Source organism: Haloarcula limicola (genome assembly GCF_010119205.1).
Classification (GTDB): Archaea; Halobacteriota; Halobacteria; order Halobacteriales; family Haloarculaceae; genus Haloarcula; species Haloarcula limicola.
Window position 1 is genome coordinate 18,962 of the sequence record NZ_WRXM01000001.1, and the last position, 17,605, is coordinate 36,566.

Sequence of the window (17,605 nt, forward strand, 5' to 3'; positions counted from 1 at the left end):
GCGAGACGACGTGAGGACATGTTCGAACCCAGCGACAGCGCGAGGGCGGGTCGATGAACACGCTCGACGACGTCGAACGGGCGGTCAAGGACACGGCTCACTACATGCGCCGGAACCTCGCCAACTACGCCGGGCGACGCGGCGGCGGGAATCCGGGCGACGAGAACCCGAGCGGCGAACGGCAGGTCGGCGGCGACGTGTGGGCCGACGACCTCTTCTTCGACGCCCTGTCCTACGTCGACGGCGTCGGCGGCTACGCGAGCGAAGAGCGCGAGGGCGTCGTCGACTGCGGCGAGGGCTACACCGTCGCGATCGACCCGCTGGACGGCTCGGCCAACCTCGCGTCGAACAACTCTGTCGGTACGATCGTCGGCGTCTACGACGCGTCGCTTCCCGCGACCGGCCGCGACATGGTCGCGTCGATGATGGTCCTCTACGGCCCCTACACGACGATGACCGTCGCCCGCGAGGACCGCGACGTGGTCCAGGAGTACCTCCTGCGCGACGGCCACAGCGAGCGCTGGGGAACCTTCTCCCTGCCGGAGGAACCGACCGTCGTCGGCATCGCCGGCAAGTCCGGCGAGCGAACCGACGCTGTCAACGACTTCGCCAGAGACCTGAGCCGAGATCTGAAACTCCGCTACGGCGGGGCGACGGTCGCCGACCTCGCGCAGGTGCTGGAGTACGGCGGGCTCTTCGGGTACCCGGCGACGACCACCTATCCCGACGGGAAACTCCGCGTCCACTTCGAGGCCGCGCCGCTCGCGTACCTCGTGGAAGCGGCAAGCGGCGGCTCCTCCGACGGATCGCAGTCGCTGTTGGACGTCGAACCGGACGGTCTCCACGGGCGGACGCCGACGTTCCTCGGAAATACGGAACTCGTCGAGCGCTTAGAGGCCGCCGTGAGCGAGTGACCGGACGACAGACGCCGTTTCAGCGTCACACCCGATCGTACCGCCCGAGCCGCGTCCCGTCGAGCAGGAACGCCTCCGCGTCGGCCATCCCGTCCGGAAGGAACGGCGCGAGGAAGTCCTGTCCCTCGACGTTGACCCACGTCCCGCCAGAGCGGTCGTTGAACGCCGGGAAGACGACGAGGTCGGCGCTCGTCTCGACGGCCGCGCCGTAGCGGTCGGCGAACGGATCGGCGACGAGGGACCCGCGGAGCCACGCCCGCTCCTTCCGCGCACCGCCGACTTCGTCCTCCAGTCTGACGACCGGGTGTTCGTGGCCGACGCAGACGACCTCGGCGTTCAGCACGTCGGGAGCCGGCCACGTGTGCCCGTGAACGAACCCCACGTCGCCGATGCGGGTCCCGTGGCCCGGCGTCACGTCGACGGCGGCGTCCATCTCGGCGAGGACGGGTTCTAAATCGCCGTCGTGGTTCCCCTTCACGAGGGTGACCGGCACGTCTACGGCGTCGAACAGCGCGGTCAGCTCCTCGCGCTCCTCGGCGAAGGGGTCGCCGATCGCGTGGCCGAGGTCGCCGAGGACGACCAGTCGGTCCGCTCGCGCCCGGTCGAGCAGCGCCAGCAACCGCTCGCGTCGCTCCTCGGCCGCCGACTGGAGCGAAACGCCCTCGTAGCGGAGGCCGGCCTCGATGCCGGCGTGGAAGTCCGCGACAGTCAGCAGTCGCTCGCCGCCGGTCTCGACGGTGGCGGCCGGGGCGTTCGGGAGCGGTTCGACGCGCATCGCTCTCGCGTTGGCGACGACGGGAGAAAAGGGGCGCGACTGCGACTCCGCTCAGATCGGAGTGAGCTTGCCGTCTTCGGGCTCGTAGCACTGCCCGCTCATCAGCGCGTCCTGGATCGCGTCCTCGACGGCGTCTGAGTCTGCGCCGTACTCCTCGACGACGGTCGCGCGGATCTCCTCGCGGTCCGCGCCGTCGCCGTCGTCCAAGTCGCGCATGACGTCCATCACGGCGTCTTCGAGGTCTACGTCCTCGGCATCGGGTTCCTCGGCCGCGTCGGCGGCCTCGCCGGCGGTCGTCTCGTCGGCTCCCGCCTCGGTCGCCGTCTCCGGGGTCTCGGCCGGCGCGTCGCTCGTCGCCGCCTCGGCGTCCGGTTCGGGCGACTCGTCGCCGGCCGGCGCGCCCGGCGAGTTCGGGGCCGGCTCCGCGTCGGCGGCGTCGGCGGGCGCGCCCTCTTCGGACGCCCCCGCCTCTGCTTCGGCCAACTCCTCCGGGTCCGGCGTGTCGATGTCGGCCTCGCCCGGCTCGTCGACTTCCGACCCACTCTGGAAGTCGGTGCCGTACTCCGCCTCGATCTCCTCGCGCTCGCCCTCGTCGAGTTCGAACTCGGTGTCGAAGTCGCCGACCTCGTCGTCGGCGTCCGCGTCGTCAGCACCCTCGTCGGCCGTCGAGGACTCGGTCGCCGCGTCGCTCGAATCGGCGATTTCCGTCTCGTCGCCGCCGAACTCGCCGGCGGTCCCCACGTCGGTATCGGTCTCGGTAGGCGCGTCCTCGGACTCCGGTTCGGTCGGTTCGACGGTCTCGCCCTCGTCGGGCGTCGCGTCGGCGGTGCCCATGCTCTCGGTGTCGGCGCTCTCGGCCGCCGCGGCGGAGTCGTCGGTCGGTTCTGCTTCGACCGACGGTTCCGAATCGTCCGACGCCCCCGAATCGACCGACGGTTCCGCGTCGCTCGGCGATGCCGCTTCAACTTCGGCCGCACCGTCGCTCTCGTCGCCGGCCGCTGCCGCCGCCACGTCGCTCTCCAGTTTGACTCCGGCGAGCACTGGCAGCGGGTCGTCGGTGCCGTCACCGGGCGACAGCGACAGCGTCCCGGCCTCGTCGACCTCGCCCGCCACGACGCGGGCGGCGTCGAGCGAGAGGTCGCGGAGCGCTTCTAGGTAGTCGCCGGTCGTGCCGTAGTGCTCCAGCGCCAACGGGATGCCGGCCGCGAGACTCTCCTCGACGCCGGACTCGGTCAGCGAAGCACGGAGGTCGTCGCCCGCGAGATCCGACTGCTTCGCGCTGGCCATGTGCCCGATGCGCTCGACGGTCTGTTCGGCGGCCTGGACGACCCAGCGGTCGCGGGTGCCGGCGTCCACCTCGCTGATGGATTCGGGGCGGATCGAGGTGAACACGCGGTCGCCGTCTTCGGGTTCGAAGGTGCGCGCCTTGCCGGTGATGGCGACGAACAGCGGCGGCGTCGTGCTCTCTAGGAACGCCAGCGCGTCGGGCTGGTACTGCCCGGCGTAGACGACGAACGGCCCCGTCGGGTCCACGATACGGGCGCGGAGCACCTCCTCGTTGACCTGCTCGATCTCGGTGAGGACGCCGACGGCGAACAGGCGGTTGACGCGCGCCCCCGTGGGCGTGACGACGTAGTTCGGGGCGCGCTCTTCGTCGGACTCAGAGTACGAGAAGTCCGCGTCGTCGAACTCCGCGGCGAACAGGCGGTGGGCGACCTCGCGCCGCCCCGGCCCGCCGTCGTCGGACTCGCTCATGCGTCGACCCCCTTCAGGAAGTTACTCGCACGCGCCGCGGGGTCGTCGTCGGCCTCCGCGAACTCGGTGGCGTTGAGGTTCGCGCCGTACTCGTCGACCGACAGCGAGCCGCGGACGACGTACTCGTGGCCGACGACGCGCTCGGCGATGCGGTCGGCGACGACCTCCTTGTCCATCGCGTCGCGGGCGTGTTCGCGGGCGTCCTCTAAGTCGCCGCCGTACACACGCTCGGTGAGTTCGTCGTCGAGGATGACCGTGACCGTGGCGGTGCCGTCGTCCAAGATGGCCTTCGTCCGCAGGTCGTCCTCGCCCTCGACCGCGCCGTGGGTGCGACACTGGCCGTTCTGGACGACGCGGCCGCAGTCGGGACAGCGCTCGATGAGGCCGGAGCCGTCCCGGATCTCGATGACGTTGCCGACCAGTTCCACGTCGAACTGGCCGCCGCTCTCGACGGCCTCGCGGATCCGCATCCGCGGGGCGTCCTCGGTGACGCTGACGGGTTCGGAGAGCGGCGTGACCGTCGAGAACTCCGAGACGTTGACCGAGGGCGCACCGCGGAACTCGCGGACGAACGTCTCCTCGATGCGGACGGACGCCCCCTCCTCGATGGTGTCGTGGGGCTCCCAGTCAGTGAAGGGGAGCCGCCCGCTCTCGTCGCCGAGCACGCCGCTCAGGATGGTCGTCTCGCCGTCCCGGCCGTCGATGACCTTCTCCTCGCACTCTATGACCCGCACCTCGACAGTGATGCCGCGGTCGCCGGGTTCGAGGTCGGCGAGGGCGGACTCCCCGCCCACGTCGGCGTCGACGTCGAGCGTCTCGTCGACCACCTCGGCGTCGGTGCTCTGGCCGAGGTTGAGTTCGGGGCGGCCGTCCCACTCGCGGACGCCGGCGTTCCCGAACCGGACGGTCTGGCCGGGTTCGAGGTCGCCTTCGAAGCCGTCCCACGCGGTGTAGGAGATGGTGCCGGACTCGTCTGCGAGCTGGCCCTCCCGGATGACGTGTTGCTCGCCGTTGTACTGGATGGACCGGCGACCGGACGTGAGGACGACGGCGGTGACCGTCACGTTCGAGTCGTCGGTGGTGACCTCGCCGATGGCCTTACTCGACGGCGTGCCGCCGCTGCCGCCGGAGTCGCCGCCGTACTTCCGCCGGAGGCTCTGCTTGGCCTCGTCCATCGGGACGGAGTACTCCACGAGGTTCTCTAAGTCGCGTCTGACCTCCTCTTTGTCTACGTCGAGGTCGGAGGCGAGTTCCTCGACATGATCTTCGAGAGACATCGACGGGAAGTTCGGCGGCGGCGTTCAAAAGGGTTTGTGGGCCGGCGCGCGCTCCCATGGAACTGTCTCGCTCCCGGAACCGAAACCCGTTTTCGTCACAGTCGCCTGCCGGCGACTATGCACGTACTCGTCAACGCCGCGATGAGCGCGGACGGAAAGCTCTCCTCCCGGCGTCGAGAGCAACTGGCGGTCTCCGGTCCGGACGACTTCGATCGGGTCGACGAATTGCGGGCCGAGAGCGACGCCGTCATGGTCGGCGTCGGGACCGTCCTCGCCGACGACCCGTCGCTGACCGTCAAGGACGCCGACCGCCGGGCGGCCCGCGTCGAACGCGGCGACTCCGAGAACCCCGCCCGCGTCGTCGCCGACTCGCGGATCCGGACGCCGCCGGACGCGAAGGTGCTCGACGGGAGCGCGGAGACGTATCTGCTGGTCAGCGAGGCCGCGCCGACGGACTTCGTCGAGGAGATGGAAGACGCCGGCGCGTACGTCGTCGCCGCCGGCGAGGACCGCGTCGACGTGACGACGGCGCTGGCGAAGTTGGAGGGCGACGGTATCGACCGTCTCCTGGTCGAGGGCGGCGGCGAACTCATCTTCAGCCTCTTCGAGGCGGGGCTGGTCGACGAGCTCTCCGTCTTCGTCGGGCCGAAGGTGATCGGCGGCCGCGACGCGCCGACGCTCGTCGACGGCGACGGCTTCGTCGAGGAGTTCCCGGAACTCGAACTCACCGATGTCGAGCGCGTCGACGGCGGCGTCCTGTTGACCTGGGACGTCTAACGTCGGAAAATTAGTGGTCGTGGCCGGTCAGCTCGCCGAAGCTGGAGCCGAAGCGCTCCTCGAAGAGGTCGAGGGTCGCCGACTCCAGTTCGGCGATCTCCTCGTCCGGCTCGCCCTCGCTGTGGTGGACCGCGGCGTGGATGCGCTGGGCCAGGCCGAACATCGCGATGTCGCCGACGACCTGCGGGTCCGACTCGTCGGGTTGCTCGCGGAGGATGTCCAAGAGGTCGCTCGGGACCGTCAGTTCGTCGGTCGCGTCGTCGCCTTCGATAGTCAGCGTGACAGTGTCGGGTGCCATAGGCACCCTTCGAGAGTCCGTCCTAAAGGGCTGTGGATGCCCGGACGAGTGACTGTCGAGAACGGTTTCGCGCTCAGTCGTCCGCCTCGGCCTGCGCCTCGGACTCCGCGGTCGGCTGGGCGTCCGCGAGGTCTTCGAGGTAGCCGTCGGCGTCGATCGCGGCCTTACAGCCCATCCCGGCGGCGGTGACCGCCTGCTGGTAGTGGTAATCGACGACGTCGCCGGCCCCGAACAGCCCGGGAACGCCGGTCGCGGTCTGGTTGCCGCCCTTGCCGCCCTGGGTCTGGATGTAACCGGTTTCGTCGAGTTCGACGCCGGTGTCGGCGAGATACCCCGTGTTCGGGGTGTGGCCGATGGCGACGAACACCGCGCCGACGTCCATCTCGACTCGCTCCGTCCCGGGGTCGTCTAAGTTCTCCGAGGGATAGCCGGCGTCGTTCCGCGCGAGAGTGACGCGGTCGACGCCCGCCTCGGCCGAGCCGTGAATCTCCAGGAGCTCGGTGTTGCGCAGGATCTCGATCTCGCCCTCGTCGACCTTCTCCTGGACCTTCTCGATCCAGTAGTCCTCGGCGCGGAACTCCTCGCGGCGGTGGGCCAGATAGACGGTGTCGGCGAACTTCGTGAGGAAGTGGGCCTCCTCGCAGGCGGCGTCGCCGCCGCCGACGACGAGCATGTCCTCGCCGCGGAAGAACGCGCCGTCGCAGGTCGCACACGTCGAGACGCCGTAGCCCATCAGGTCGTCCTCGCCGGGGATGCCCAGGGTGCGGGCGCTGGCACCCGAGGCGGCGATGAAGGCGTCACAGGTGAGGATGTCGCCGTTCGACAACTCGACGCGGAAGGGCCGCTCGCCGTCGTCGACGCGCTCGACGATGCCGTGGCGCAGCTCGGCACCGAACTGCTCGGCCTGCTCCTTCATCTCGTTGATGAGGTCCGGGCCGGAGATGCCCTCGGGGAAGCCGGGGTAGTTCTCGACCTCGCTGGTGAGAGTCAGTTGGCCGCCCGGTTCGTCCCCTTCGAGGACCAGAGGATCGTTGTTGCTGCGGCCCGCGTAGATGGCCGCCGTCAGCCCGGCGATGCCGGTGCCGGCGACGACGAGTCGGTGGTGTTCCTCGTTGTCTGTCATTACCGGGATTACTCTACACCGGCCTATACACCTTGCGCTGTCGTAGCGGGCACGCACAGCCACCCGACACGGTTATCCGCCCACCGTCGCTGGCTCCGATATGGCCGCCGACATCGAGGAGAAGACGGACCGCTACGAGGGACTGCTCGCCGACGCGCTCGACGCCGCCGCGATCGCGCCGCCGGAGGGGACGCCGATGCACGACGCCGCCCTCGACTGCGAGGAGATGGCGTCGGCGTACCTGGAGGACGGGAGACACTTCCGGGACGACGACGACCTCGTCAACGCGCTGGCGTCGTTCTCCTACGGGCACGCGTGGCTGGACGCGGGCGCGCGCATCGGCCTGTTCGACGTGCCTACCGAGGGGCATCTATTCACCGTCTGAATCCCCGCGGCGAGGCCGATGCCCAAACTAGTAGGCGGTGGGCTTACGTAGCGGCCCCGAGTTGGACACGACGATGGAGGCCGTCTTGTGGTACGTCTTGACGAGTACGCGGGGCGGAGCGAACCGAATCCGCATCCTGCGTACCATCGACGAACGGCCTCGGAACGCGAACAAACTCGCGGAGGAACTGGACCTCGACTACAAGACGGTCCGTCACCACCTGGACGTCTTAGAGGAAAACGACATCGTCACCGACAGCGGCGACGACTACGGCGCGGTGTACCTGCCGACCGATCGGGTCCGGAACTACTGGGACACCGTCGAACAAATCATGGAGGCAGCGGACTGAGTATGGCCGAAATTGGGAAAGAGTATATGAACTGTAACCTGAAATGGAAGAGCGATGGTTAGTTGGATTGACGCCGCCCGGGTCGCGGTCAGCGTCAACATGCTGCTCCTAGCGGTGCTCATCTACGTCTGGGGCCGCAACCTCTATCAGATCCGGTCGAAGCACACGTTCGGTCTTCTCTTCTTCGCCCTCCTGCTGTTCGCCGAGAACGCCTTCGCGCTCTACTTCTACCTGCTGGACCCGCTCCTCTCGGGGTGGTTCAGCAACGCGGTCCCCGACCCGGCGTGGCAGGCGATGGTCGTCCTCCACGTCCTCGAAACGGTGGGGTTGGCGGTGCTGGCGTGGATAACGTGGGACTGAAACTGCGGGTCGTCGCTCGGGATCGACGTTTCTCTTCGGGTGCGGAGCGGCGACGACGCGAGCGTCGAACGAGTCGAAGCGATCACCCGACCGACCCCCGCGCCAGGCGTCTCCATTTGCGGCAGAATTAAGTAGTTTACCGAAACGGCTTGTTCCTTGGTATCACCGTTCTGTCGGGCGGTTTTGGGTCGAAATTGGCGAAACATTTAAATAGTTGTCGAACTAACTATGGGTAACAGAGAGTCAGTAACAGCACTTCAAGATTATGCACCCGGCAGCCCGGGACACACCACCATGAGCGAATCACCAGCACACAACGGCGTTCGGGAACGGACACAGGACGAACAGGAACTCGGCGAGGAGACGACGGAACGGCAGGACGTCTGTCCGGAGTGTGGCGGTGACGTACGCACGGACAGCGAGCACGGCGAGACGGTCTGTCGGGACTGCGGTCTCGTCATCGAAGAGGACAGCATCGACCGCGGTCCCGAGTGGCGGGCGTTCGACTCCGCGGAGCGCGACCAGAAGTCCCGCGTGGGCGCGCCGACGACGAACATGATGCACGACAAGGGGCTCTCGACCAACATCGGCTGGCAGAACAAGGACGCCTACGGGCGCTCGCTCTCCAGCGAGCAGCGCCAGAAGATGCAGCGCCTACGCACTTGGAACGAGCGGTTCCGCACCCGCGACTCCAAGGAGCGCAACCTCAAGCAGGCGCTGGGCGAGATCGACCGCATGGCCTCGGCGCTGGGTCTGCCCCAGAACGTCCGCGAGACGGCCAGCGTCATCTACCGCCGCGCGCTGGACGAGAACCTGCTCCCCGGCCGCTCCATCGAGGGCGTCGCGACCTCGGCGCTGTACGCGGCGGCCCGGATGGCCGGCAGCCCGCGTTCGCTCGACGAGATGGCGGTCGTCTCCCGCGTCGAGAAGATGGAACTCACTCGGACGTACCGCTACGTCGTCCGCGAGCTGAATCTCGAAGTCCAGCCCGCAGACCCCGAGCAGTACCTCCCGCGGTTCGTCTCGGACCTCGACCTCTCCGAGGAGACGGAGCGACGGGCCCGCGAACTCATCGTCCGGGCGCGCGACGCCGGCCTGCTCTCCGGGAAGTCGCCGGTCGGACTGGCCGCGGCCGCGGTGTACGCCGGCGCGCTGCTGACCAACGAGAAGGTGACCCAGAGTGAGGTCGGCAACGTCGCCAACGTTTCGGAAGTCACCATCCGAAACCGGTACAAAGAGCTGCTCGAAGCCGAGGACGTTCCGGCCTGAATCCGACTCGCTCCGATTCAGAGGCAGAGGAGTGGGGAGACACCAATCTTTTTGCCTCCTCTTCATGTGTGTGATTAGCACACATGGAAGAAGCGTACGTTCGGTTGCTCTGTCCGGAATGCACGAAAGGCTGGGAGTCGACGCCGAGCGAGTTACCGACACACGACTCGCTGTTTCACTGTCCGAACTGTCACGCGAGCCGACGGCTCGCGGAGTTCACCCGAACCGACCGCGACTTACAGACGCTGAAGGATCTCCAGTAACCGGCGCTGCGGCGACGCCTCACTCGTCGCCCGTCGCAGAGCGCGCCCCACAAGCCTCACAGCGGAGGAGCGTCGCGCCGCCCTCCTCTTCCAGCCGCGTGTCGGGCAAGCCACACTCCGGACAGCGGACGAACTGCTCGGCGTACTCGTCCGTGGCGTTCCCGAGCCTGTCGGCGTCGAACGACCCCGTGAGCCGCGCCCGTCCGCTCTCGTCGATGTGCGCGCTGGTCCCGACCTCGCGCTGGAGGAACTGGAGGACGTGGTCCGGGTCCCGTCCCAGCGCGTCGCACAGTGACTGGAAGTTCTCGACGACGGTCTCGTTTCCCTCCTCTCGGACCGCCGGGTCGGGTACGTCGAGGCGGTCGGCCGGCTCGTCGATCGTCGGCGTCTCGCTCGCCGCCCGGTCGAGCATGTCGTCGTACTCCATGTCCGTTAGTGCACCACCCACCGACAAAAATCTTTCAGTCCCGGTTTTCGGCGGTTTAGATGCCCCCTAACACTCGAAATCATCGCTGATATCCCGAGCGGCAGATTTATAACTATTCTTTATCTGTGTGTTAACCTTCGTCAGAGTACTACTATAACCCTCCAGTCTCTAGCTTCGCGTGACCATGAAAAAGCAGGAGCTCATCCACCTTCACGGCCTGCTTGCACAGGTACAAGACCACTACGAAGCCGACACGGGCTCGGAAGTGGAACACGACGAGTACGCCGAACTCGGCGTGAAGCCGACCTCGATTCACAAGTCGAAGACCGACCACAAAGAGGCCGTCTTCGCGATCGTCGACGGCATCACCTCGGAGATGACCGCCGAAGAGAAAGAACCCGTTTCTGCCGCCGCTGACTGATCCGCTCCGCTCGATTCGAGCGGAATGCTGCCGAAAACTGAGCCGTGAGCGCGGACTGCGGGTCGTCGGGACTACTCGTCGATGAGGTCTTCGAACTCCGGGAGGACTTCGTCGTCGCTCGTCTCGGTACCGCTCTCGTCTCTCTCGTCGCTCTCCGCCTCCACCTCCTCGTCGTCTTCGTCCTCCTCCGCTATCTCCTCGATTTCGAGGACGTCGAGCGGGATGTTCTCCAGTCGCTGCCCGATCTCCTTGCGGGCGATTCGGGCGGCGTGCTCGTCGCGTTCGACGTTGAAGACCATCATCTCCAGTTCGAGCGCGACGAGGCTCTCGTCGGCGGCGAGAAACGCGGGGTCCAGGTCCTCCCCGCAGTGCGGGCAGTGGCGTTCGCCCATGTTGATTTCGACGTAGTTGAGGTCGGGATTGAGCATCTCGCCGGTCTTCGAGATGGCGATGCGGACGGCCTCGTCGGACGTCCCTACGTCGTAGACGGGTACGGCGGCCTCGACGACAACTCTGCAGTCCATGAAAGAGTGTTTGTGAGCCTATATAATGAAGGTTAGCCCGGGAGTCAATCGGACTCGAATCCGGTCGCGTCCTCGCCGACGGCGAGGCGGTCGGTCGGGACGGCGGTCTCCCCGTGGATCCACGACCTGACCGTGGCGAGCGAGAGCGACTCGCTGCCGAGTATCGCGAACCCGGCGAAGACGGTCAGGAACCCGACGACCGCCAGTTCCGAGACGGTCTCGCCGAGCAGCGCCCAGCCGCCGAGCGTCGAGACGACGGGGACGACGTAGAAGACGAGGTTCGCGTGGGTCGCCCCGGCGGTGTCGATCAGGCCGAAGTAGGCCACGTAGGCGACCGCCCCCGCGAACACGCCGACGTAGACGAGTGCGAGCAGCGCCCCGGCGGTCCAGTCGACGGCCGCGAGCGATTCGCCGGCCGACAGGCTGAGCGCGTGACAGAGCGCCGCGGCGAAGGGGAGTCCCCACGCCGTCCGGACCGTGCTCTCGAGGGCGGCGTCGCTCCAGCGGACGAGGACGCTCCCGAGCGCCCCGCTGATCGCGCCGCCGAACAGCAGGAGCTTGCCACCGCCGCCGCTCAGCAGCGTCGCCGGGTCGGGAGTCACGACCAGTCCGACGCCGAGCAGCCCGACGAGGAGGCCGGTCGCACCGCGGGCCGAGAGGCGTTCGTCCGAGAGCAGGAGCGCCGCGAACACCGGCGTCAGGATGGGATTGAGGCTGAAGACGATCGCTCCGACGGCGCTGGTGGCGTCCTGCTGACCGAGGAACAGGAGCGCGTTCGTCAGGCCGAGCGCGAGCAGTCCGGTCGAGAGAATCCCCAGGAGGTCGCCGCGAGTCCGCGGGAGCAGTTCGCTCCGCGAGCGAGTGAGGGCGACGTAGCCCAGCAGCGCCACGGCGGCGACGTCGAACCGCAGCGCGATGAACAGGAGCGGCGGGAAGTAGGCGAGCCCCGCCTTCGCCGCAACGAACACGCCGCCGAACAGCACGCTCGCGGCGACGCCGAAGGCGAGCATCCGTCGTGACACCATAGTTATACTACCTCCCGGCCGCCGTCGACGGCGGCCATCGAGATACGTCGAAAAACTGCAGATAGTAGTTCGCTCATCACGTTCTTCCGTAGGAGACGGCGGCTTATAGTCTCGTTCAGAAAATTTTACACGACGGGAAATTGTCGGCGACCCGTGATCGGATTTCACGGGGTGAAAATATTTCACGACGCGTAAGGGGTATGTGGGAGGACGCGGTAGCGCTCGGTATGGACGCCACGCTCGACGAGATAGAGTTCCTCGCGCTCTCGTCGAACCGTATCGCGGTGCTGGAACGCCTCGCCGCGGAGAAACACACCCGCTCGGAACTCGCGGAGGCGACGGGCGCGTCACAGGCCACGCTCGGCCGCATCCTCGGTGACTTCGAGGACAGAAAGTGGGTGCGCCGCGAGGGCGGCGGGTACGTCGCCACCGCGACCGGCACGCTCGTCGCCGAGGGGTTTCGTGACCTCGTGGACGTCCTCGACACCGAGCGCGAACTCCGCGACATCGCCGAGTACCTGCCGACGGACGCGATGGACTTCGACCTCCGTCACCTCGCCGGCGCGACTATCACTCGACCCACCCAGACGCGGCCGAACGCGCCGCTTCAGCACCTGCTGACGCTGATGGACGGGGCCGACGAGGTCACGGCGTTCTCCCACACCCTGAACGATCAGAGCCTCCGCGTCGCGGCCGACCGCACGGGCGACCAGCGGTTCCGGGCGGTCCTCCCGCAGAGCGCAATCGACGCGCTCGTCGGCGACGAGGCGCTACGCGACCGTCTCCGCGACCTCGTGGCTGCCGAAACCGCGTCCGTCCGCGTCTACGACGGCGAGATACCGCTGGCCGTGACTATCGTCGACGACGTGGTGAACCTCCTCGTCCGCGACCGGCGCGGCGTGCTGCGGGCCGCAGTCGACAGCGAACACCCGGCGGTTCGCGCCTGGGCCGAGACGCAGTTCGAACGGTATCACGCCGACTCGACGCCGCTCTCGGCGGGTTCGCTCTCGCCGTAGCTCACCGGACGCGCCAGACCTCGTCGCCCGGGAGGAACCGGCCGAGCTCGGCCTCCTGTCGGTAGTCGGTCTGCAGGAGCGCTTTCAGCGCCGCGACCAGTCGCTCCTCGTCGGTATCGACCCAGTCGGCGGGGTCCTTGATGGGATAGACGAGCCAGCCGCTGCCTCTGACCTCCGTCCCGTGCAGTTCGTCCATCTCCACCTCGTCGGCCCGTCGCGGGGTCATGTTGGCGAAGACGTACTTCGTCGCGCGTTCGCCGACCGGCAACAGGACGTGAGAGGTGATCGCCCTGACCTCGGTATCGAACATCGGTTCGTGGTCGTCGTAGTCCCGCTCGGTCGGTTCCCGGTCGCCGCACATGTACATGTACGAGAGGTACGTCTTCTCGACGACCGGCGGCGTTCCGGCCTCTCGCAGGAGGCCGGCCTCGACCAGCGCTCGCTGGAGGGTGTCTGCGGCCGGTGTGCCGGTGAAGGGGATCCCGGTATCGCTCCCGCCGTGGACGCCGGGGTGGTCGCCGATGACGTGGAAGTCGGCGTTCGCGTCGCCGTATCCCGGGACGAACGGCTCACACGGCGGGTCGAAGCCGAAGGGGTTGTGCTGCGTAGCCGTGATGTTCTTCACGGGCGGTCTGACGCGGCAGTGCGGCAAAACTCCGGCGGTCTCCGACGGGGACTCTCGGGCAACGTTTTTCTCGGATGCGCTCGACGGGACGGGTATGTTCGAGCCCGGGAGCCGTGGTGTCGCGTGAGTCACGATGACCGCGTCGAGGACCTCCGCGAGCGGAAAGCGGAGGCCGAACGGGGCGGCGGCGAAGAGCGCATCGAGGCCCAACACGAGCGGGGCAAGCTCACCGCCCGCGAGCGGATCGACTACTTCCTCGACGACGACACCTTCGTCGAGATCGACACGTTGCGAGAGCACCGCTCGACGAACTTCGACATGGACGAGAAGCGCGCCCCCGGCGACGGCGTCGTCGTCGGCTACGGCGAGGTCGACGGCCGGCGCGTGTACGTCTTCGCTCACGACTTCACCGTCTTCGGGGGGTCGCTGGGCGAGGCGTTCGCCCAGAAGGTCTGTAAGGTGATGGACAAGGCCATCGAGAACGGCGCGCCGATAATCGGACTGAACGACTCGGCTGGCGCGCGGATTCAGGAGGGCATCGACTCGCTGGCCGGCTACGCCGACATCTTCCACCGCAACCAGCAGGCCAGCGGCGTCGTCCCGCAGATCTCGGCCATCATGGGACCCTGTGCCGGCGGCGCGGTCTACTCACCCGCGATCACGGACTTCGTCTACATGGTCGAGGAGACGAGCCACATGTTCATCACCGGCCCGGACGTCATCGAGACGGTCACGGGCGAGGAGGTCGGCTTCGACGAACTGGGCGGGGCGAATACCCACGCTAGCGAGTCCGGCGTTGCCCACTTCACCGCCGCCGACGAGAAGGACGCGATGGACGACATCCGGTATCTCCTCTCGTTCCTCCCGCAGAACAACGTCGCGGACCCGCCCAGCGTCGACCCGTGGGACGACCCCGAGCGCCGGGACGAGTCGCTGGTCGAGACGGTGCCCGACCAGCCCCAGAAGCCCTACGACATGGTCTCGGTGATCGACGGCGTCCTCGACCGGGACTCCTTCTTCGAAGTGGCCGAGAAGTTCGCCCGCAACATCGTCACCGGATTCGCTCGCCTCGACGGCCACTCGGTCGGCGTCGTCGGCAACCAGCCGCGGGTCAACGCCGGGACGCTCGACATCGACGCCTCGCGGAAGGCGGCCCGCTTCGTCCGCTTCTGTGACGCGTTCAACATCCCCATCGTCACGTTCGTCGACGTGCCCGGCTTCATGCCCGGGAAGGACCAGGAGCGAAACGCCATCATCAACCACGGCGCGAAACTGCTGTACGCCTACAGCGAGGCGACGGTGCCGCTCCTGACCGTCATCACCCGCAAGGCCTACGGCGGCGCGTACGACGTGATGGCCTCGAAGCACATCGGCGCGGACGTGAACTACGCGTGGCCCACCGCCGAGATCGCCGTGATGGGCCCACAGGGCGCGGTGAACGTCCTCTACGACGACGAACTCGAAGCCGCCGAGGACGTGGAAGCCCGACGCCAGCAGCTCATCGACGAGTACCGCGACGCCTTCGCCAACCCCTACACCGCCGCCGAACGCGGCTTCGTCGACGACGTCCTCGAACCGAAGGACACGCGCAAGCGCCTCATCGACGACTTAGACCTGCTCCGGGGCAAGCGTAAAGACCAGCCCGACCGCAAACACGGAAACATCCCGCTGTAACATGGCCGCAGACACCGACGAGACGACGGACGCCGAACTGGTCGCAGAGATAGCGAGGCAGGTTCCCGATGCGTCGGCCGACGAGGCGGCGGCCATCGCCGTCGCCATCGGCGCGCATCTCACCGACCGACAGCGGGCCGCCGCCGCAGCCGCTGCTGCCGCCGGCTCGGGTGAGACCTGGAACGGCAAGGAGTGGTCCTTCTCGGGCCGCATCGACGCCACGCAGAAGCGACACGTCCGCGTGCGACAGGAGGCCCCGACGGACCCCTGGAGCGCGGCGGGACGCACCGACCGGATGTAGCCGTCGAGACCGTACGGCGGCAGGCGAACGGGTCGTCGACCCCCATCAGCTACACGCTCGTCCGTAGCTTCCCACGAGCGCGATATCGCTCGCCAACTTCGCCCCAATCTCCGGGTGGTTTTATGGGGTGACTACGGGTAATGAGCGATATGTTCGACAAGGTGCTCGTCGCCAACCGCGGTGAGATCGCGGTGCGTGTCATGCGCGCGTGTGAAGAACTGGGCATCGGGACCGTGGCGGTCTACTCCGAGGCCGACAAACACTCCGGTCACGTCCGCTACGCCGACGAGGCGTACAACGTCGGGCCGGCCCGCGCGGCCGATTCCTACCTCGATCAGGACGCCATCGTCGACGCCGCTCAGCAGGCGGACGCCGACGCCATCCACCCCGGCTACGGCTTCCTCGCGGAGAACGCCGACTTCGCCCGCAAGGTCGAGGAGGCCGAGGGCGTGAAGTGGATCGGCCCGGCCGGCGACGCGATGGAGAAACTGGGCGAGAAGACGAAGGCCCGCCGCATCATGCAGTCGGCTGACGTGCCCATCGTCCCCGGGACGACCGACCCCGTCGACGACCCCGAGGAGGTCGTCGAGTTCGGCGAGGAACACGGCTTCCCGGTCGCCATCAAAGCGGAAGGCGGCGGCGGCGGCCGCGGGATGAAGATCGTCCACGACCCCGACGAGGCCGAAGAGCAACTCGAATCCGCAAAGCGGGAGGGCGAGGCGTACTTCTCGAACGACTCCGTCTATCTCGAACGCTATCTGGAGAACCCCAGACACATCGAGATTCAGATCATCGCCGACCACGACGGCAACGTCCGTCACCTCGGCGAGCGCGACTGTTCGCTCCAGCGACGACACCAGAAAGTCATCGAGGAAGGTCCGTCGGCGGCGCTCTCGGACGAACTCCGCGAGGAGATCGGCGAGTCCGCCCGCCGCGGTGTGCGAGAGGCCGACTACTACAACGCCGGTACCGTCGAGTTCCTCGTCGAGGAGGACCCCGACCGCGACGCCGACGAGGTGCTCGGCCCCGACGCGAACTTCTACTTCCTGGAGGTGAACACGCGGATCCAGGTCGAGCACTGCGTCACCGAGGAGATCACGGGCATCGACATCGTCAAGTGGCAGATTCGGGTCGCACAGGACGAGACCCTCTCCTTCGAACAGGACGACGTCGAGATCGACGGCCACGCGATGGAGTTCCGCATCAACGCCGAGAACGCCGCGAAGGACTTCGCGCCGGCAAACAGCGGTTCGCTTGAGACCTACGACCCGCCGGGCGGCATCGGCGTCCGCATGGACGACGCGCTCAGGCAGGGCGACGACCTCGTCACCGACTACGACTCGATGATCGCGAAGCTCATCGTCCACGGCTCCGACCGCGAGGAGGTCATCGCCCGCGGGAAGCGCGCCCTCGCGGAGTTCGACGTCGAGGGGTTCCCGACGGTCATCCCCTTCCACCGCCTGATGCTCACCGACGAGGCGTTCGTCGACTCCACGCACACGACGAAGTACCTCGACGAGACGCTCGATAAGTCACGCATCGAGGAGGCCCAGGAGAAGTGGGGCACCGAGACCGACTCGGCAGACGAGGACGAGGAGGAACTCGTCGAACGCGAGTTCACCGTCGAGGTCAACGGCAAGCGCTTCGAAGTGGATCTGGAGGAGCGCGGCGCGCCGCCCATCAACGTCGGTGACGTGGACGCGAGCGACGGCAACCAACCGCAGCGACCGCAGGCCGGCGGGTCCGGCGGCGGCGACGGCGGCGGGTCCAGCGCCGAGGGGCAGGAACTCACCGCCGAGATGCAGGGGACGATCCTCGAAGTGAACGTCGACGAGGGCGACGAGGTCGAATCGGGGGACGTCCTCTGCGTGCTGGAGGCGATGAAGATGGAGAACGACATCGTCGCCGAACGCGGCGGCACTATCAACGAGATCGCCATCAGCGAGGGCGACTCCGTCGACATGGGCGACCTGCTGTTCGTCATCGACTAAATTTTTACTTCAGGGGGTCGCGTAGCGACCCCCGTTCGCAAAAATTTAGTATAAAA

21 protein-coding genes are annotated in these 17,605 nt (G+C 67.4%); 12 read left to right on the forward strand and 9 right to left on the reverse strand.

Annotated elements, in window-relative coordinates; all coding sequences use genetic code 11:
• The first annotated feature begins 53 nt into the window (after positions 1-53).
• Positions 54-914, forward strand: a complete 861-nt coding sequence (locus GO488_RS00085) for a class 1 fructose-bisphosphatase (protein WP_162315781.1) — start codon at positions 54-56, stop codon at positions 912-914.
• Between the two features lie 25 nt (positions 915-939).
• Here the strand turns inward: GO488_RS00085 and GO488_RS00090 are convergent, their stop codons facing one another.
• Genes GO488_RS00090 through GO488_RS00100 form a run of 3 tightly spaced genes read right to left on the reverse strand, consistent with a single transcriptional unit; the run spans position 940 to position 4,721 of the window.
• Entirely contained in the window at positions 940-1,689 is a 750-nt protein-coding gene (locus tag GO488_RS00090; RefSeq protein WP_162315782.1) for a metallophosphoesterase, read from the reverse strand.
• A gap of 51 nt (positions 1,690-1,740) precedes the next feature.
• Positions 1,741-3,444, reverse strand: coding sequence for a hypothetical protein (locus tag GO488_RS00095; protein ID WP_162315783.1), 1,704 nt, complete (start codon positions 3,442-3,444; stop codon positions 1,741-1,743).
• Entirely contained in the window at positions 3,441-4,721 is a 1,281-nt protein-coding gene (locus tag GO488_RS00100) for a Single-stranded DNA binding protein (RefSeq protein WP_162315784.1), read from the reverse strand. Before GO488_RS00100 ends, GO488_RS00095 begins: the two co-directional genes overlap by 4 nt.
• Before the next feature lie 117 nt (positions 4,722-4,838).
• Between GO488_RS00100 and GO488_RS00105 the strand changes: the two genes are divergently transcribed.
• Positions 4,839-5,498, forward strand: coding sequence for a 2,5-diamino-6-(ribosylamino)-4(3H)-pyrimidinone 5'-phosphate reductase (locus GO488_RS00105; RefSeq protein ID WP_162315785.1), 660 nt, complete (start codon positions 4,839-4,841; stop codon positions 5,496-5,498).
• A 10-nt stretch (positions 5,499-5,508) separates the two neighbouring features.
• On the opposite strand, the gene GO488_RS00110 is transcribed toward GO488_RS00105, so the two are convergent.
• Both GO488_RS00110 and GO488_RS00115 read right to left on the reverse strand, forming a co-directional pair.
• Complete coding sequence (locus tag GO488_RS00110; protein WP_162315786.1) at positions 5,509-5,796, reverse strand: DUF7545 family protein; 288 nt, start codon at positions 5,794-5,796, stop codon at positions 5,509-5,511.
• Between the two features lie 73 nt (positions 5,797-5,869).
• Complete coding sequence (locus GO488_RS00115; RefSeq protein WP_162315787.1) at positions 5,870-6,919, reverse strand: NAD(P)/FAD-dependent oxidoreductase; 1,050 nt, start codon at positions 6,917-6,919, stop codon at positions 5,870-5,872.
• Between the two features lie 100 nt (positions 6,920-7,019).
• Here GO488_RS00115 and GO488_RS00120 point away from each other — a divergent pair, with 100 nt between their 5' ends.
• The 5 genes from GO488_RS00120 to GO488_RS00140 all read left to right on the forward strand — a co-directional run bounded on the left by GO488_RS00120 (position 7,020) and on the right by GO488_RS00140 (position 9,545).
• Positions 7,020-7,304, forward strand: a complete 285-nt coding sequence (locus tag GO488_RS00120) for a DUF357 domain-containing protein (protein WP_162315788.1) — start codon at positions 7,020-7,022, stop codon at positions 7,302-7,304.
• A 73-nt stretch (positions 7,305-7,377) separates the two neighbouring features.
• Complete coding sequence (locus tag GO488_RS00125) at positions 7,378-7,653, forward strand: ArsR/SmtB family transcription factor (protein ID WP_162315789.1); 276 nt, start codon at positions 7,378-7,380, stop codon at positions 7,651-7,653.
• Between the two features lie 54 nt (positions 7,654-7,707).
• Complete coding sequence (locus GO488_RS00130; RefSeq protein WP_162315790.1) at positions 7,708-8,013, forward strand: DUF8036 family membrane protein; 306 nt, start codon at positions 7,708-7,710, stop codon at positions 8,011-8,013.
• Between the two features lie 294 nt (positions 8,014-8,307).
• The gene (locus GO488_RS00135; RefSeq protein WP_162315791.1) at positions 8,308-9,282 is read left to right on the forward strand and encodes a transcription initiation factor IIB; all 975 of its coding nucleotides are present in this window, start codon (positions 8,308-8,310) and stop codon (positions 9,280-9,282) included.
• An 83-nt stretch (positions 9,283-9,365) separates the two neighbouring features.
• Positions 9,366-9,545: a DUF7836 family putative zinc-binding protein gene (locus tag GO488_RS00140; RefSeq protein ID WP_162315792.1), complete on the forward strand. Its 180-nt coding sequence runs from the start codon at positions 9,366-9,368 to the stop codon at positions 9,543-9,545.
• A gap of 19 nt (positions 9,546-9,564) precedes the next feature.
• Here the strand turns inward: GO488_RS00140 and GO488_RS00145 are convergent, their stop codons facing one another.
• On the reverse strand, positions 9,565-9,972 hold the full coding sequence (locus tag GO488_RS00145; RefSeq protein ID WP_162315793.1) for a translation initiation factor IF-2 subunit beta: 408 nt from the start codon (positions 9,970-9,972) through the stop codon (positions 9,565-9,567).
• 184 nt (positions 9,973-10,156) lie between these two features.
• Between GO488_RS00145 and GO488_RS00150 the strand changes: the two genes are divergently transcribed.
• Positions 10,157-10,393, forward strand: coding sequence for a UPF0058 family protein (locus GO488_RS00150; protein ID WP_162315794.1), 237 nt, complete (start codon positions 10,157-10,159; stop codon positions 10,391-10,393).
• Positions 10,394-10,464: 71 nt separating this feature from the next.
• Here GO488_RS00150 and GO488_RS00155 read toward each other — a convergent pair whose 3' ends face one another.
• Both GO488_RS00155 and GO488_RS00160 read right to left on the reverse strand, forming a co-directional pair.
• Positions 10,465-10,917, reverse strand: coding sequence for a DUF555 domain-containing protein (locus GO488_RS00155; protein ID WP_162315795.1), 453 nt, complete (start codon positions 10,915-10,917; stop codon positions 10,465-10,467).
• A 44-nt stretch (positions 10,918-10,961) separates the two neighbouring features.
• On the reverse strand, positions 10,962-11,942 hold the full coding sequence (locus GO488_RS00160; RefSeq protein ID WP_162315796.1) for a DMT family transporter: 981 nt from the start codon (positions 11,940-11,942) through the stop codon (positions 10,962-10,964).
• Positions 11,943-12,169: 227 nt separating this feature from the next.
• On the opposite strand from GO488_RS00160, the gene GO488_RS00165 reads away from it, so the two are divergent.
• The gene (locus GO488_RS00165; RefSeq protein WP_162315797.1) at positions 12,170-12,958 is read left to right on the forward strand and encodes a helix-turn-helix transcriptional regulator; all 789 of its coding nucleotides are present in this window, start codon (positions 12,170-12,172) and stop codon (positions 12,956-12,958) included.
• Between the two features lies 1 nt (position 12,959).
• Here GO488_RS00165 and GO488_RS00170 read toward each other — a convergent pair whose 3' ends face one another.
• Positions 12,960-13,583, reverse strand: a complete 624-nt coding sequence (locus GO488_RS00170; RefSeq protein ID WP_162315798.1) for a uracil-DNA glycosylase family protein — start codon at positions 13,581-13,583, stop codon at positions 12,960-12,962.
• Positions 13,584-13,706: 123 nt separating this feature from the next.
• Between GO488_RS00170 and GO488_RS00175 the strand changes: the two genes are divergently transcribed.
• The 3 genes from GO488_RS00175 (at position 13,707) to GO488_RS00185 (ending at position 17,549) form a co-directional block, all read left to right on the forward strand.
• Positions 13,707-15,257 carry an acyl-CoA carboxylase subunit beta gene (locus tag GO488_RS00175; protein ID WP_162315799.1) on the forward strand — a complete coding sequence of 517 codons (1,551 nt, stop codon included), beginning with the start codon at positions 13,707-13,709 and terminating at the stop codon, positions 15,255-15,257.
• Between the two features lies 1 nt (position 15,258).
• Entirely contained in the window at positions 15,259-15,558 is a 300-nt protein-coding gene (locus tag GO488_RS00180; RefSeq protein ID WP_162315800.1) for a DUF8022 family protein, read from the forward strand.
• A 149-nt stretch (positions 15,559-15,707) separates the two neighbouring features.
• Positions 15,708-17,549: an acetyl-CoA carboxylase biotin carboxylase subunit gene (locus GO488_RS00185; RefSeq protein ID WP_162315801.1), complete on the forward strand. Its 1,842-nt coding sequence runs from the start codon at positions 15,708-15,710 to the stop codon at positions 17,547-17,549.
• Positions 17,550-17,605 lie beyond the last annotated feature (56 nt).